Source organism: Hyunsoonleella flava (assembly GCF_004310325.1).
Taxonomy (GTDB): domain Bacteria; phylum Bacteroidota; class Bacteroidia; order Flavobacteriales; family Flavobacteriaceae; genus Jejuia; species Jejuia flava.
The window spans coordinates 15,875-31,603 of sequence record NZ_SIRT01000014.1 but is presented as its reverse complement, the minus strand read 5'-3'; the positions used below and the strand labels follow the sequence as shown (position 1 = coordinate 31,603).

The 15,729-nt window shown below is 34.4% G+C and carries 18 protein-coding genes; 11 read left to right on the top strand and 7 right to left on the bottom strand.

All coding sequences use genetic code 11. The features are described 5' to 3' along the window. Positions 1-18 precede the first annotated feature (18 nt). The 4 genes from EYD45_RS14120 to EYD45_RS14105 are packed head-to-tail and all read right to left on the bottom strand — an operon-like array spanning position 19 to position 4,653. Positions 19-1,293 carry an adenylosuccinate synthase gene (locus EYD45_RS14120; protein ID WP_130965209.1) on the bottom strand — a complete coding sequence of 425 codons (1,275 nt, stop codon included), beginning with the start codon at positions 1,291-1,293 and terminating at the stop codon, positions 19-21. Positions 1,294-1,310: 17 nt separating this feature from the next. Next, on the bottom strand, positions 1,311-1,778 hold the full coding sequence (locus EYD45_RS14115; protein ID WP_130965208.1) for a Fur family transcriptional regulator: 468 nt from the start codon (positions 1,776-1,778) through the stop codon (positions 1,311-1,313). Between the two features lie 22 nt (positions 1,779-1,800). Further along, a complete protein-coding gene (locus EYD45_RS14110) occupies positions 1,801-4,020 on the bottom strand; it encodes a RelA/SpoT family protein (protein WP_130965207.1) in 2,220 nt (739 codons plus the stop codon). Between the two features lie 45 nt (positions 4,021-4,065). Beyond that, positions 4,066-4,653: a non-canonical purine NTP diphosphatase gene (locus tag EYD45_RS14105; protein ID WP_130965206.1), complete on the bottom strand. Its 588-nt coding sequence runs from the start codon at positions 4,651-4,653 to the stop codon at positions 4,066-4,068. A 37-nt stretch (positions 4,654-4,690) separates the two neighbouring features. Here EYD45_RS14105 and EYD45_RS14100 point away from each other — a divergent pair, with 37 nt between their 5' ends. Beyond that, positions 4,691-5,758 carry a Gfo/Idh/MocA family oxidoreductase gene (locus EYD45_RS14100; RefSeq protein ID WP_207303317.1) on the top strand — a complete coding sequence of 356 codons (1,068 nt, stop codon included), beginning with the start codon at positions 4,691-4,693 and terminating at the stop codon, positions 5,756-5,758. 26 nt (positions 5,759-5,784) lie between these two features. Here the strand turns inward: EYD45_RS14100 and EYD45_RS14095 are convergent, their stop codons facing one another. After that, positions 5,785-6,168: a thiol-disulfide oxidoreductase DCC family protein gene (locus EYD45_RS14095; RefSeq protein WP_165453944.1), complete on the bottom strand. Its 384-nt coding sequence runs from the start codon at positions 6,166-6,168 to the stop codon at positions 5,785-5,787. 153 nt (positions 6,169-6,321) lie between these two features. On the opposite strand from EYD45_RS14095, the gene EYD45_RS14090 reads away from it, so the two are divergent. Further along, positions 6,322-6,621, top strand: a complete 300-nt coding sequence (locus tag EYD45_RS14090; protein ID WP_130965203.1) for an HPF/RaiA family ribosome-associated protein — start codon at positions 6,322-6,324, stop codon at positions 6,619-6,621. On the opposite strand, the gene rlmH is transcribed toward EYD45_RS14090, so the two are convergent. Next, on the bottom strand, positions 6,622-7,095 hold the full coding sequence (rlmH, locus tag EYD45_RS14085) for a 23S rRNA (pseudouridine(1915)-N(3))-methyltransferase RlmH (protein ID WP_130965202.1): 474 nt from the start codon (positions 7,093-7,095) through the stop codon (positions 6,622-6,624). 110 nt (positions 7,096-7,205) lie between these two features. Between rlmH and nadC the strand changes: the two genes are divergently transcribed. The 4 genes from nadC to priA all read left to right on the top strand — a co-directional run bounded on the left by nadC (position 7,206) and on the right by priA (position 12,005). Further along, positions 7,206-8,066, top strand: coding sequence for a carboxylating nicotinate-nucleotide diphosphorylase (gene nadC, locus EYD45_RS14080; protein WP_130965201.1), 861 nt, complete (start codon positions 7,206-7,208; stop codon positions 8,064-8,066). A 97-nt stretch (positions 8,067-8,163) separates the two neighbouring features. Next, positions 8,164-9,114 carry a YihY/virulence factor BrkB family protein gene (locus EYD45_RS14075; RefSeq protein WP_130965200.1) on the top strand — a complete coding sequence of 317 codons (951 nt, stop codon included), beginning with the start codon at positions 8,164-8,166 and terminating at the stop codon, positions 9,112-9,114. 37 nt (positions 9,115-9,151) lie between these two features. Beyond that, the gene (locus tag EYD45_RS14070) at positions 9,152-9,532 is read left to right on the top strand and encodes a DUF2147 domain-containing protein (protein ID WP_233702663.1); all 381 of its coding nucleotides are present in this window, start codon (positions 9,152-9,154) and stop codon (positions 9,530-9,532) included. A gap of 22 nt (positions 9,533-9,554) precedes the next feature. Next, on the top strand, positions 9,555-12,005 hold the full coding sequence (gene priA / locus EYD45_RS14065) for a replication restart helicase PriA (RefSeq protein WP_130965198.1): 2,451 nt from the start codon (positions 9,555-9,557) through the stop codon (positions 12,003-12,005). A 1-nt stretch (position 12,006) separates the two neighbouring features. On the opposite strand, the gene EYD45_RS14060 is transcribed toward priA, so the two are convergent. After that, positions 12,007-12,702: a LytR/AlgR family response regulator transcription factor gene (locus EYD45_RS14060; protein WP_092580221.1), complete on the bottom strand. Its 696-nt coding sequence runs from the start codon at positions 12,700-12,702 to the stop codon at positions 12,007-12,009. A 200-nt stretch (positions 12,703-12,902) separates the two neighbouring features. On the opposite strand from EYD45_RS14060, the gene rpsF reads away from it, so the two are divergent. From rpsF to EYD45_RS14035, 5 genes are all read left to right on the top strand, one after another. Continuing rightward, positions 12,903-13,241 (top strand): 30S ribosomal protein S6, encoded by a 339-nt coding sequence (rpsF, locus tag EYD45_RS14055; RefSeq protein WP_130965197.1) that lies wholly within the window; start codon positions 12,903-12,905, stop codon positions 13,239-13,241. 2 nt (positions 13,242-13,243) lie between these two features. Beyond that, positions 13,244-13,540 (top strand): 30S ribosomal protein S18, encoded by a 297-nt coding sequence (rpsR, locus tag EYD45_RS14050; protein ID WP_130965196.1) that lies wholly within the window; start codon positions 13,244-13,246, stop codon positions 13,538-13,540. 13 nt (positions 13,541-13,553) lie between these two features. Beyond that, a complete protein-coding gene (gene rplI / locus EYD45_RS14045; protein ID WP_130965195.1) occupies positions 13,554-14,006 on the top strand; it encodes a 50S ribosomal protein L9 in 453 nt (150 codons plus the stop codon). Between the two features lie 155 nt (positions 14,007-14,161). After that, a complete protein-coding gene (locus tag EYD45_RS14040; protein WP_130965194.1) occupies positions 14,162-15,052 on the top strand; it encodes a glycerophosphodiester phosphodiesterase family protein in 891 nt (296 codons plus the stop codon). A 54-nt stretch (positions 15,053-15,106) separates the two neighbouring features. Next, on the top strand, positions 15,107-15,577 hold the full coding sequence (locus EYD45_RS14035; protein ID WP_130965193.1) for a DUF6495 family protein: 471 nt from the start codon (positions 15,107-15,109) through the stop codon (positions 15,575-15,577). The last annotated feature ends 152 nt before the right edge of the window (positions 15,578-15,729 follow it).

Below are 15,729 nucleotides of genomic sequence, written 5' to 3'. Positions count from 1 at the left end.
CAGCTTTTTTTGTAGTTTTTATTTTCTAAAAATAGTCTGCTTCCTATCTGGACCTACAGAAACAATAGTAATAGGAATTTCCAGTTCTTTTTCCAAGAAATCAATGTAATCGTTTAATTCTTTAGGGAATTGAGAGGCTTCGGTCATTTTGGTTAAATCCTCACTCCAACCTTTAAATTCCGAGTAGATTGGTGTTACGTTTTCTGGTTCGATATTGTAAGGTAAGTGTTTGATGGTTTCACCTTTATAATTATAGGCCGTACAAACTTTTAAAGTTTTGAAGCCAGAAAGCACATCGCCTTTCATCATATTTAATTGGGTTACGCCATTGACCTGACAGGCATATTTTAAAGCTACTAAATCTAGCCACCCGCAACGTCTTGGTCGACCAGTAGTGGCACCAAATTCATGACCTACTTTTGCCATGGTAGCACCGTCTTCATCAAATAGCTCTGTAGGAAACGGTCCTGAGCCAACTCTCGTAGTATACGCCTTAAAAATCCCGAAAACCTCACCTATTTGGTTTGGAGCAACACCTAAGCCTGTACATGCTCCCGCGGCAGTAGTATTGCTAGAGGTTACAAATGGATAGGTTCCAAAATCAATATCCAAAAGCGACCCTTGGGCACCTTCTGCTAAAATTGTTTTACCATCTCTTTGTGCTTGATAAACATATTCTTCAGAATCAATAAACGTTAATGACTTTAAAACTTTAACCGCTTCAAAGAACTCCGCTTCTAATTCTTTTAAATCATACTCAATGGAAGCATCATAATAATCGATCATCGATTGGTGCTTGTCTGCAAGTGCTTGATAGCGCTCCTTCCAATCAGCTAACTCCAAATCACCAACACGAATACCATTTCTACCAGTTTTATCCATATAAGTTGGTCCTATACCTTTAAGGGTAGAGCCAATTTTAGCCTTTCCTTTAGAGGCTTCACTTGCTGCATCCAATAAACGGTGCGTAGGTAAAATGATATGTGCTTTTCTCGAAATTAATAGCGATTTTCTATAATCTACATCCTGCTCTTCAAGTTTATCTAATTCTTTCTTAAAAATCACAGGATCTATAACAACTCCGTTACCGACTAAATTAACAGCATCGTCATGAAAAATTCCAGATGGTATCGTATGCAATACATGTTTTCTGCCGTTAAACACTAAGGTGTGTCCTGCATTTGGTCCGCCTTGAAAACGTGCTATAATATTGTAGTTTTTGGTCAGTACGTCAACAATTTTTCCTTTGCCTTCGTCTCCCCATTGTAATCCTAGTAGTAAATCTACTGCCATTTTAAAAAGTGAATTAGTTAGTTATCCTGATTGTCTTCAGGAGATTTTCTATTTCCGTAAAAATAAAGTGAGTGGTTATTAATTTCTATATCGAAAACTTCTTCTATAGTTTTTTTGATGGATTGTATTCTTGGATCGCAAAATTCGATGACTTCGCCCGTATCGGTTAAGATTACATGGTCGTGCTGTCTATCAAAATAAGACTTTTCATAATGGGCTTGATTTTGCCCAAACTGATGCTTTCTTACCAATTTACATTCCAATAGCAATTCTATGGTATTGTAAAGTGTAGCACGAGAGACACGGTAATTTTTATTTTTCATATTGAGGTAAAGAGACTCAATATCAAAATGTTCATTACTGTCGTAAATTTCCTGAAGTATTGCATAGCGTTCAGGTGTTTTTCTGTGCCCATTTTCCTCTAAAAAACTAGTGAAAACGCTTTTTACTATCTCTTGGTTTTTGCTATCTGTATTTGAATTCATAATCGCGCTGCAAATTTACACTTTAAACTCTGGAAACCTTATCGATACCATTAATTTTTTTAAGATTATCCAATATTTTTTTCAACAATGCTTTGTTCTTAACTACAAGCTTAATTTTACCCGAGAAAATACCGTCGTCTGTCTCAAAGCTCAAGCTTTTCATATTTACATTTAGGTTATTGGATATTACTTTTGTTATGTCATTAACAAGTCCCATATGATCAATTCCTGAAACTGTGATTTCCGTGGCGTATTCCTGCTGACTTGAGTCTATCCATTTTGCGGGCATAATCCTATATGCATAATTAGACCTTAGGCTTAATGCATTTGGGCAGTTGTTCTTGTGTACTTTTATGCCTTCTGAAACCGTTAGGAAACCAAAAACATCATCTCCAGGAATTGGATTACAGCAGTTGGATAATTTATAATCCAGTTTTTCTTCTTCTTTACCAAAAACTAGCGAATCGAAATTAGATGTAATTTCGTCTTTTTCAATCTGTTCTTTTGAAATGGATGGTTTTCTCGAGATTCTGTTCTTAAAAAAGCTAACCAAGGCATTATTTCTGGAAGATGCAAAATCTTTAAGCATGGTATTGTCAATAGAGCCAATACCTACACGATAAAACAGATCTAAACTTGTTTTTAAGTTGAAATGGCGCACCAAATCATTAACAGAGGATTCATTTAGCGTTATTTTAAGTTGCTTAAGTTTACGCCTCAACACTTCTTTGCCTTCTTCTGCAATAAGTTTTCGGTCTTCCCTAAGTGCTGATTTTATTTTCGCCCTAGCTCTGGCAGTTGTAGCGTAATTTAACCAGTTGGCGTTTGGTTTTGAACTTTCAGATGTGATAATCTCTACCTGATCGCCACTTTGCAGCTCATGACTTAAAGGTACCAGTTTCCCATTAACTCTGGCGCCTCTGGTATGCATGCCTACTTCGGTATGGATATGAAATGCAAAATCTAAAGAGGTAGCCCCTTTTGGTAACGATTTTAATTCACCTGCAGGTGTAAAGACAAAAATTTCCTGAGCGTAGAGATTCAATTTAAACTGCTCAACAAAATCAACAGCATTTAAACTGGGGTTTTCCAGTGCTTCTTGCAATCTGTTAATCCAGTTTTCAAGGTTATCTTCTTTTTCCGCCCCTTGTTTGTACTTATAGTGCGCTGCATATCCTTTTTCGGCTATTTCGTTCATACGCTCACTGCGTATTTGTACCTCTACCCAATTACCTTTAGGCCCCATAACAGTAATATGCAAAGCTTCGTAACCAGTTCCTTTGGGAGATGTAATCCAATCCCGAAGTCGTAACGGATTGGGCCTAAAATGATCGGTAACTATGGAGTAAATTTTCCAAGCCAAAAACTTCTCATTTTGCTCGTCGCTTTTATAAATAATTCTAATGGCGAACTTGTCATAAACTTCATCAAAGGAAACACCTTGCGTTACCATCTTTTTACGAATGGAAAAGATAGATTTTGGACGCCCTTTTATAGTGTATTCAAAATCTTCTTTGTCGAGTGATTTTTTTAGTACTTCACTAAACTGCTCAATATACTTATCCTGTTCTTCTTTACTTTCCTTTATTTTAAATAGAATATCTTTATAAACATCAGGCTCAGTATACTTAAGCGATAAATCTTCAAGCTCTGTTTTTATATTGTATAGCCCTATTCTATGAGCTAAAGGCGCATAAATATATAAGGTTTCAGAAGCAATTTTAACCTGTTTATCAGGTCGCATGGAATCCATGGTTTGCATATTGTGCAAACGGTCTGCTATTTTTATAATGATAACACGAACATCATCATTTAAAGTGAGCAGCATTTTTCTAAAATTTTCTGCCTGAAGGGATACGTCCATGTCCTGCTCCTTGCTTAAGGAAGAAATCTTAGTAAGGCCATCAACAATTCTGGCAACTGTTTCGCCAAATAATTGCTCGATGTCATCGATTGAATAATCTTCGCAGTCTTCTACTACATCATGAAGTAATGCCGCAGCAATGGATGTTGCGTCTAAACCAATTTCTTGGGCAACAATTCTAGCAACGGCCAGTGGATGGAAAATATAGGCTTCACCAGACTTTCTGCGCTGGTCTTTATGACCATCAAGCGCAACTTCAAACGCCTTTCTTATTAGCTTCTTATCCTCATTGGTCAAGGTTGTGTAGCTAACCTTCAAAAGGTTTTTGTAGGCCTTGGCTATTAACTTATTTTCTTTTTCGATCTCTTCTTCAGACATCGAATAAAAATAAGATAAACCGTTTTAATAGCCAATACAGATTTTCTATTTTTTTTCAGAAAGTTTATTCAGGAAATCTACAAGTTGATTTACTGCTTTTCCACGATGTCCAATTTGATTTTTTAATGCTAAATCCATTTCTGCAAAGGTTTCATCATGGCCTAAGGGTTTAAAAACAGGGTCGTAACCAAAACCTTTTTCACCATGTTTTTCTGTGGTAATTTCTCCTTTGCAAATTCCTGTGAATGTTGAGAGTTTGCTATTAAGCGAAAGTGCAATTACGGTTTTAAACTGCGCATTTCTGTTTGTGGTTTGCTCAAGATTTTTAAGAAGAAGCGCTGTGTTATCCGCTGCATCTCTTTGTGGGCCGGCATATCTTGCTGAATATACTCCCGGAGCACCATGAAGTTCGTCAACTTCCAATCCGGTATCATCGGCAAAACAATCGTAACCGTAGTGGGTTTGGATATATTCGGCTTTTTGAATGGCATTGTCCTCTATGGTCTCTTTGGTTTCAGGAACATCCTCAAAACATCCTATATCTTTCAAACCTAAAAGTTCAATATTTTCAGGAATTAAGGTTTGAACCTCTTTTAGTTTGTTTTGATTGTTTGTGGCAAAAACTAATAGCATAATTAAAATTAATAGTTATACCAAAAGTACGAGGATAATGGTTCATATAAAAAACACTAAATTAGATTACAGGTTTATCCAAGAAAAAATTTATATGATTCAAAAAATAAAAACAGGAGTCTTATCATATGGAAAATCAGGAAGTTTATTTCACTGTCCGTTTTTAGAATTGCATTCTGGCTTCCATTTGTATGCTATTGTAGAGCGAACGAAAAAAAGGGCTCAATTAAAATATCCACAGATTAAAAGCTATGATGCGATTGATGAATTGTTGAAAGATTCTGAAATTGAGCTAGTTGTGGTGAACACACCGAGTGCCACACATTTTGAGTTTGGCTTAAAAGCAATCCAATCTGGGAAGCATATTATAATGGAAAAACCATTTACGGTAACTTTAGATGAGGCAAAAGAGCTTTATAAAGAAGCTAAAAAACACAACCGTCTTATCCTACCATATCAAAATAGGCGTTATGACAGTGATTATTTATCTGTGAAAAAAGTTTTAGAAACTGGTATACTTGGTGATTTAATAGAAGTTCATTTTAGATATGATAGATATATTTATGCACTAAGCGATAATGCTTACAAAGAATCTCCTATAGCAGGAAATAGTATCATGTACAATTTGGGAGCGCACAGTGTTGATGCAGCAATTTCCTTATTTGGTGATCCAATTGAATGGCGTAAATCTTCAGGACAGTTTAGACCCAAAACCCAAATAGATGATTATGCTCAAATACATTTAAAGTACCCCAAAGGATTACAGGTGTTTATAACAGCAAGTTTATTGGTTGCTCATCCAATGCCAGCATTCGTTTTATACGGTAAAAATGGTGCTTATGTTAAGGAGCGAGCAGATGTGCAAGAAGACCAATTAGAGTTAGGAATAAAACCAAACGATAAGCTGTTTGGTATTGAGGAAGATGGTAAAGAAGGTATATTGACTTATTATGAAAACGGTATTAACAAAACACAAGAAAGAATACCATCAATCAGGTCTAACTACATGAATATTTTTGAAGATGTTTATCAAGCTATTAGAAATAACAAACCTTATTTGATATCTGAATCTCAGATTTTGAAACAAATAGAAATTTTAGAATAGAATAACTATGTGAAAATTTATGTTTTTTAAAAACTAATAGTACAGCTTTTGGATTTGCCAAACCATTTCACTCTATTTCTTGAAGCCGTTTTATAGATGTAATCGCGAATTAATCTAGGGATGAATGCTAAAAGCGCAGCAACTCGTTGCCACTTTGGTATTTTTGAAACAATCTTCAAAAAGCCATCTGAGTGTGTTTGTATACCTTCGTTATCTATTAAAATTACAGTATCCAGCCGCTTTGTTGGGAAACCATAATTTTTTAGAAGCTGTTGGCCATAGGGTGATTGAAACGCTACAAATTGAAACACATCAGCTGGGGCAAATTTTAACAGCCAACCCACCACACCATTGCATAAATTACATTCGCCATCAAAAACTATTATATCCTGTGTTATTGCTTTTCCCATAATATACTGGTTTATATAAGTATAGACGAAAAGCACTAGCCCAACTTTCATGAAATTGAAAAAATTTAATATTTTTTATGATTTTAGTCATTCAAGATGAGGGTGGAAATTTGTATCTTAGATAAGAATTAACAATTAAAAAGTAAATGGATTATGACAGTAAATTTTCAATATGTAGGTGTAGATGTTAGTGAAACACTCTCTGAGTTCACAGAAGAAAAATTAGGTAAATTGTTTAATAAATATGAGTTTTTAATAAGCGCCATGGTGTACTTCAAACAAGACGAAAAGGATCATGACGCAGGTAAAATATGTAATATAGAGTTGAGCCTTCCAGGACCTAGGATATATGCAACTTCTAATGAACATAATTTTGAAGTTTCGGTAAGAGAGACCATAAAGGATTTAGACCGACAACTAAAAAAACGTAAACAGGTATATAAAACACACTAGTTATCGATGGTGATAAGGCTCATTCCTTAAAATCGTAAACCCGCGATACAGCTGTTCAATAAAAAATAAACGAACCATTTGATGGGAAAATGTCATTTTTGAAAGTGATATTTTCCCATTTGCTTTCTTATAAACATCATCAGAAAATCCATAAGGGCCACCAATAACAAAAACCAGTCGTTTTATCCCAGAATTCATATGTTTTTGAAGATATCCTGAAAAATCTACCGAAGTATATTGCTTTCCATTTTCATCTAAAACAACCAAAACATCAGCAGAATTTAGTTTATTTAAAATGAGCTCACCTTCTTTTTGCTTTTGTTCAACTTCGCTTAAGTGTTTTGTCTTTTTTAAATCGGGAATTATTTCAAAATCAAAAGAGATATAATGCCTTAAACGCTTTGTATATATATCGATTAAAGTATTTAGTTCCTTATTATCAGTTTTGCCAATGGCAAGTAGTTTTATTGTCATGGCACAAAATTACAATTTCATTTTTTTATGAGATTAGCATTTTTCGGCATTAAAACTAAAAAATTCGCAAATTAAACTTCCATTTATTATTTTAGCGCAAATTCCCTAATATGATTACGAAAGAGTATTTTGAAAAAGAAGTAGCATACATTATTGAAAATGCTATAAGAGAGGATGTTGGAGACGGCGACCATAGTTCTTTGGCATGTATTCCAGAAAATGCGAGAGGAAGAGCTAAGCTTCTTGTTAAGGATAAAGGTGTGATTGCAGGTGTTAATTTTGCAAGACGCGTTTTTGACTATGTTGATAAAAAACTTAGGGTAGAAGTAAAAATTGAGGATGGAACTCCGGTTACTTACGGAGATGTTGTGCTTTATGTGGAAGGGCCTTCCCAGTCTATATTAAAGGCGGAACGTACAGTGCTTAATGCAATGCAGCGTATGAGTGCCATTGCCACTAAAACAAGAACTTTTGTGGACTTACTTAAGGGTACGGACACTAAAATTTTGGATACTAGGAAAACGACACCAGGTATCAGGGTGCTCGAAAAATGGGCAGTTCAGATAGGAGGAGGAAGAAATCATCGTTTTGCACTTTATGATATGATTATGCTAAAGGACAATCATATTGATTTTGCAGGAGGCATCACTAAAGCCATTGATTTAACTAAAGAATATCTAGCGGAAACAGGTAAAGATCTTCAAATCATGGTAGAGGCTAGAGATTTAATCGAGGTAGAAGAGATTTTACAGAGTGATGGTATTTACCGTATTCTATTGGATAATTTTGATTACGAAGATACCAGAAAAGCGGTGAAATTAATAGGGAATAAGTGCTTAACGGAATCCTCAGGGAACATTAATGAAACCACGGTAAGACATTATGCTGAATGTGGAGTGGACTTTATTTCTTGTGGTGCTCTGACACATTCGGTACATAATATGGACTTAAGCCTAAAAGCCGTTAAATAGCAATTTTCTTTTTATTTCTGAAACATTCTCTTAGTTAATGCTACTAATTTTTTAACTTGCGTTAATAGCAAGATATATTTGAAAATTACAGTGATTGATGACGAAACTGATTGAAGACAAATTAGATAAAATCCCCATTATAAATGTCTTAGTTAGGTTTTTAAAGCAGATTAAATTACCGGGTTTTGAAGGACTGTCCGTTTACGACTTATTAGAATTATATGCTTTAGGAATAGTAAAGGGCGCACTTACCACCAGAGCCAGTGCTATTGCATTTAGTTTTTTTACTGCAATTTTCCCTTTTTTGTTATTTGTTATCATCCTTATACCGTACATACCAATTGAAGATTTTCAAACTGAGTTTCTCGATTTTTTAAATTCTTTTTTACCGCCCCAAACTTCAGATTTTTTCTTTTCTAACATTTTCGAAAACATTAGTAGCGGCAGTGGTGCAGGCTTGATATCGTCAGTGTTTTTACTGTCCATGTTGTTAATGGCAAACGGTGTTAATGCTGTGTTTTCTGGTTTTGAGAATTCTTATCACGAACAGCTAACAAGAAATGTTTTTCAACAATACATGTATGCTTTGGGTATTGCGCTTATTTTAGCAATTTTAGTGCTACTTACAGTGGCTGTTTTTGGGTATTTTCAAATTTATGTTTTGAGTCCTATTTATGAAAGTTTAAGTGGTGAAGTACTTGATGATGACCAAGGGTTAGGATGGATTATTTTTGCTAAATACATGTTCTTCGTTATTATGGTATACCTAGCAACGGCAACCCTGTACTATTTTGGGACTAAAGAAGGAAGAAATGCCCGCTTTTTTTCCTTCGGTGCTTTGCTTACCACATTGTTAATTATACTTACTTCTTATCTGTTTGGAATTTACATTGATAATTTTTCAAAATATAATGAGTTATATGGTTCTATTGGGGCTTTGCTCATCTTGTTGCTTTATTTGTGGTTAAATTCTAATATCCTACTGTTAGGATATGAATTGAATGCCTCTTTAAATATTTTAAGAAAAATTAGAAGTAATGAAAAATAAAATAGCCGTTTTAGTTTTATGTTTGATCTCTTGCTCTATGTTCGCTCAAGATATCTTTGGAAAATGGAAAACCATTGATGATGAAACTGGCGAAGCAAAATCAATAGTTAAGATTTATAAAGAAAACGGCAAAGTATTTGGAAAAATAGTGGATATCTTAAATCCAGATCGTAAAGATGCGTTATGTATTAAATGCGAGGGGGACGATAAGGATAAGCCTATTATGGGGTTTGTGCTGATTCGAAATCTAGAGAAAGACGGTAGATATTATGAAGGAGGTACCATCTTTGACCCCCAGAAAGGAAAAAAGTACAAGTGTAGATTAGGTTTAGATGAAGATAATGAAGATTTGTTGCAGGTTAGGGGTTATGTCGCTTTTTTCTATGCCACACAATATTGGGAACGTATTAAAGATTAACTTACAACCTAAACACCTCCTTTTGCCAAACTTTATAGACGTAATATTACCAATTCCATTGCAGAAACTATTTACCTATAGTGTTACAGCTGCAGAGGCAAATTTTTTAAAACCGGGAATGCGCGTTTCGGTGCCTTTTGGGAAATCCAAAATATATACTGGGATTGTAAAAAATATTCATGAGCAAGCTCCCGTGGTTTATGAAGCAAAGGATATTCATCAAATCTTGGATGAAGTTCCTTTAGTAACCAAAATGCAGCTAAAATTTTGGGAATGGATAGCAAGCTATTACATGTGTACTATGGGGGATATTATGCGCGCCGCACTACCTAATGCCTTTATTTTAGAAAGTGAAACCATACTTACCAAAACCACCTCGAAACTTAATGATGAAGATTTAAAAGATGATGAGTTTTTGGTCTATGAGGCGTTGCATCATCAATCGTCTTTAAAAGTTCAAGATGTGATGAGTATTTTGGATAAGAAAACTGTTCTGCCAGTTATTAAGCGATTGATTGAAAAGGATGCCATATCTGTTCAAGAAGAGGTTTTTGAAAAGTATAAGCCTAAATTGGTGCGCTATGTGAAGCTCGCTTCTGATTATTCTTCGGAGCTAAAGCTTCAAGAATTGTTGGAAAATTTAAGTAGGGCAAAGAAACAAAGACAGGTAATAATGACCTTGTTTATGTTGTCGTCTAAAACTAAAAAACCAGTAAAAGTCTCAGAATTAATTTCACAAAGTGAAGCGTCTTCAGCAATTATTAGGACGCTTATCGATAAAGGTGTTTTGGAGGAATACCATATTAAAATCGATAGAGTAGTGTATTCTGGAGAAGCCAATGAGGCCTCAAAACATCTTAACGAATATCAGGAAAAAGCGCTATCAGAAATTAAATCTGAATTCGAAAATCAGCATACGGTTTTATTACATGGCGTAACATCTTCTGGTAAAACAGAAATTTATGTAAAGCTAATTGAGGAAATATTGCAAAAAGAACAGCAAGTGTTGTACTTACTGCCAGAGATAGCTTTAACAACGCAATTGGTCAGTAGATTGCAAAATTACTTTGGAGAGAAAGTTGCCATATTTCACTCCAAATATTCATCGCATGAACGTGTTGAGGTATGGAATAATGTTTTAAATAATTCTAAGAAAGCGCAGATAATTTTGGGCGCTCGATCATCAATATTCTTGCCTTTTCAAAATTTAGGTTTGGTAATAGTAGATGAGGAGCACGAGCAATCATTTAAGCAATTTGATCCTGCACCAAGATATCATGCAAGAGATGCAGCCATTGTTTTGGCCAATATGCATCAAGCCAAAACACTTCTGGGTTCTGCAACCCCTAGTTTAGAAAGTTATTTTAATGCTCAACAACAGCGTTATGGATTAGTAGAGCTAAACTACCGCTATAATAATGTGTTGATGCCAGAAATAGAGTTGGTTGATATAAAAGACAAGCACAAACGCAAACTCATGAAAGGTCATTTTAGTGATAGATTAATCGAAGAAATGACTGAGACGCTTTCAGAAGGACATCAAATTATACTATTTCAAAATCGTAGAGGCTTTTCGCCAATCATTGAATGTAATACCTGTGGACATGCACCACAATGTCCAAATTGCGATGTGAGTTTAACATATCATCAATATAGAAATCAATTGCGTTGTCATTATTGTGGTTACAATACCGCTATGATTAAGACATGTAGTGCCTGTGGAAGCCCCGAGTTAGATAACAAAGGTTTTGGAACAGAACAAATTGAAGAAGAAGTAAAAGTATTATTTCCAGAGCATAATGTGGCGCGAATGGACTTAGATACGACACGAGGAAAATATGGATATGAAAAAATAATTACAGCATTAGAACAACAGGAAATTGATATTTTGGTGGGCACACAAATGCTAACCAAAGGATTGGATTTTAGAAATGTAAAATTGGTTGGGGTTATGAATGCTGATAATATGCTTAATTTTCCAGACTTTAGAGCGCATGAACATAGTTTTCAATTGATAATGCAAGTTTCAGGAAGAGCGGGGAGAACCGATAAACGAGGAAAGGTTTTAGTGCAAACCTATAATCCATATCATAATATTTTACAACAAGTTTCGGCCAATAATTATGAAGCGATGTTTAAGGAGCAAATGGATGAGCGTTTCAATTATAAATACCCGCCAGTTTATAAACAGATAAAAATTACGTTAAAGCATAAAGATTATAATAGGGTAGAGCAGGCTTCTATTTGGTTTGGAAAATCTTTAAGGCAAGTTTTTGGAGATAATGTTTTGGGGCCGGAGTCACCACCAGTATCAAGAATTAGGAATCAATTTTATAAAAATATTTTAGTGAAGATTCCAAAAAAGCAATCCCTATCAAAAACAAAAGAAGCTATCATTAAAATAAATAATAGCTTCTTTAGTGTAAAAGATTTTCGGTCGGTTAAAATAATTTTAAATGTCGATAATTATTAGTTTAAATGTTATTTAATGCATCAACCAATTGTGTCTTTTTATTTCGGCTTAACGGTATTTCATAAGCACCAACTTCCACATTTTTACTGTTAAATCTGTCAATTTTATCAAGATTTACGATATAAGATTTGTGGATTCTTAAAAATTTGTTTTCTGGCAATTCTGCCTCAAAAGCTTTCATTGTAGACAATACCACTAAGCTTGTTTCTTCAGTGACTAATTTCACATAATCACCAAGGGCTTCAATCCATTTAATGTCCTTAATATAAACTTTACGTTTTTTCAGGTTACTCTTTACAAAAATATGCTCACCTTCTTCTTCATGGAAATCTAGTGTCAATTTATGTTGCTCAAGAGCTTTTTCAACAGATGTGTTAAAACGTTCTTTGGTAATTGGTTTGTGTAAATAATCGGTAGCATCGTAATTAAAGGCCTTAAAAGCATATTCGGTTTTACCGGTTACAAAGATAATTTGGGGTTTTTTGTTCAATACGTCTAAAAGTTCAAAACCATTTAGCACTGGCATTTCAATGTCTAAAAAGATTAAGTCTACTTGATGCGTATTTAAACCATTTTTTGTTTCGAGTGCGCTACTGTACTCAGCTATTAAGTTTAGTGAAGGGTGATTTTCGACTAACTTAACAATAGAGAGACGTTGTATCGCTGAATCGTCTACTACTACACAGTTTAAAGTCATAACATTTTATATTATTTCGGTTAAGATATCGACAATAGTACAATAAATTCCGCTAAAAACCAAAAAACATCGGTAAACTGTTGATTTTAACATAAAATTAACAGTTTTTAACTGTCATAAATTTAATGCTAGGAAAGTGTTGCAATATAGCAAAAAATGGTTATTTTTGCAGCCAATTTTTAACAATAAAATAGATTTTTATGAATCATTATGAAACTGTTTTCATCTTAAATCCCGTTTTATCTGATGACCAGATAAAGGAAACAGTAAAGAAATACGAAGATTTTCTCGTTTCTAAAGGTGCTAAGATGATATCCAAAGAAGATTGGGGGCTAAAAAAATTAGCCTACCCTATCCAGAACAAAAAAAGTGGGTTTTATCACTTATTTGAGTACCAAGTTGCCGGTGAGGTAATTGAACAATTAGAAGTTGAGTTTAGACGTGATGAGCGTTTCATGCGTTACTTAACGGTGAAATTAGACAAGCACGCTGTGGCTTGGGCAGAAAGAAGAAGAGAAAAACTTAACGCAAAAGCTTAATTATGGCAACTATAGAACAACAATCTAAAGGAAAAAAAGACGGAGAAATCAGGTATTTAACTCCGCTTAATATAGAGACTAACAAACAGAAGAAATATTGTCGTTTCAAGAAATCTGGTATCAAATATGTAGATTATAAAGATCCAGATTGGTTGTTAGGTTTTGTAAACGAACAAGGTAAGATTTTACCAAGACGCTTAACAGGAACATCTTTAAAGTACCAACGTAAAGTGTCTGTAGCTATTAAGAGAGCACGCCATTTGGCTTTAATGCCTTATGTAGCAGATTTATTAAAATAAAACAATCATAACAATGGAACTTATATTAAAACAAGACGTTGAAAATTTAGGATTTAAAGACGACATTGTAACAGTTAAGAACGGTTATGGTAGAAATTATTTAATTCCTCAAGGGCATGCTGTAATAGCTACGCCTTCTGCCAAAAAAGTATTGGCAGAGAACTTAAAGCAAAGAGCTTTTAAAGAGAAGAAAATAATTGACGATGCTAATAAAACTGCTGAAGCGATAAAAGCATTAGAAATTAAGATAGCATCTAAAGTTGGAACTGGAGACAAACTATTTGGTTCGGTAAACAATATTGATGTATCTGCTGCTTTAGAAAAAGAAGGACATGAGATTGATAAAAAATTCATCTCTGTTGCTGGTGGAAATGTAAAGCGTTTAGGGAAGTACAATGCTACTATTCGTTTACATAGAGAAGTATCGGTTGAATTACCATTTGAAGTTATAGCACAAGCTAAGTAATTTCAAAATTCTAAATACAATTAAAACCGTTTGGATATGCTCTAAACGGTTTTTTTATTAATAAAATTCAATTTTAAGAAGTAGAAGAGACGAACTTAAAGTTGTAAGTTGCATCAAATTCGTATTCTAGTAATATCTTGAATTAATAATTACTTATGAAGAAAACACTCATCATCTTTTTCGTGCTGCTTTGTTTTTCATGTAAGACCGAAAAAGGAAAAAAAAATGTAGAGCCAGTATCAGAGGAGCAGGCAACATCTTCTATTCTGCTGGAAAAATTTAAGTATTCTCCAAATGCTAAACCATTAATAAGCGTTCATAGAGGCGGTAAAGGCATCAAAAATTATCCAGAGAATTGCCTTGAGACCTTAAAATATATAAATGATAGCATTGATAACGCCATTTTTGAAATTGACGTAGCAAAAACAAAAGATGATGTTTTGGTATTGATGCACGACAATACTATAGATAGAACAGCAACAGGTAATGGAAATATTGCCAGTTTTACATTTAAGGAGCTACAGGCTTTTAACCTAGAGGACGATTTTGGTAACGAAACCAAATTTAAAACTCCTAAATTTAGGGAGGTGTTACAATGGGCTAAAAACAACGGGGTAATATTAACTATAGATATCAAAAGAAGTGTGGCTTTGGAAAACGTGGTTGACCTTATTAGGGAAGTTAAAGCAGAAGACGTTTCAATTATTATTACTTACGATTTAAGACAGGCAGAATTGGCAAATGCTGTAGCGCCAGATTTAATGCTGTCGGTATCTGCAAGAAATCATCAGGAATTTGAATGGTTGTTGCGTTCTGGAATTCCAACTCAAAATATGATAGCATTTACAGGAACACGCTTGTCTCCAGATTCGCTGTATGCTAAAATACACAGTTATGGTATAAAAACTATGTTGGGTACTTTGGGAAACTTAGATAAACGTGCTGAAACAAGAGGGGATGCTCTCTACAACACTTGGGTGGATAAGGGGATTGATGTTATTGCTACCGACCGACCTTTTGCGGTTGCTAAAGCATTACACGACTAAAACACTATTTTTACAAAAGAAATAAATATCTCCGCTTAGGAGGTTAAGAGGGTTATGAAATACGCTAGACTTACAAAAGAACAGTTTGAAGAATTACACCAAGAGTTTATAAACTTTTTGGCAACGCAATCCATCACAGCTGATGAATGGACAAATTTAAAAGCCAATAAACCAGAAGTTGCTGAAATGGAACTTGATGTTTTTAGTGATCTAATCTGGGAAGGTGTGCTAAATAATGCAGAGTATTTGGAGCATTTTGCGCCACAACATATGTACTTGTTTCATTTAAGTGAAGAAAAAATGCATGCTATTGTTGTAAATGTTAAGAACGATGCTATAGATATTACTACTAAAGAAGGATATGACTGGCTGCGTGAAAATTTGATGGATGAGCGTGTAGAGTTTCTTCAGGCCGATAAAGATTATAGTGAAGATAAAAACCTAGATAAATTCAAGATGATTGAACAAGGAGCTTCTATTACCAAAGGCGAGTTGTATCGTTATTTTGATAATATTATTAATTGATTTTAGAAACTCTTCTGGTTTAGCGTGGAAAAAAAAGTCATAATATATGACCTTTTGTTATTTTTGCGTGAAGTTTGTCATTCCGCGCTTGATGCGGAATCCATTTAAAAAACGAATTATTAAATAAGAGATACCTGCGTCCGCAGGCATTG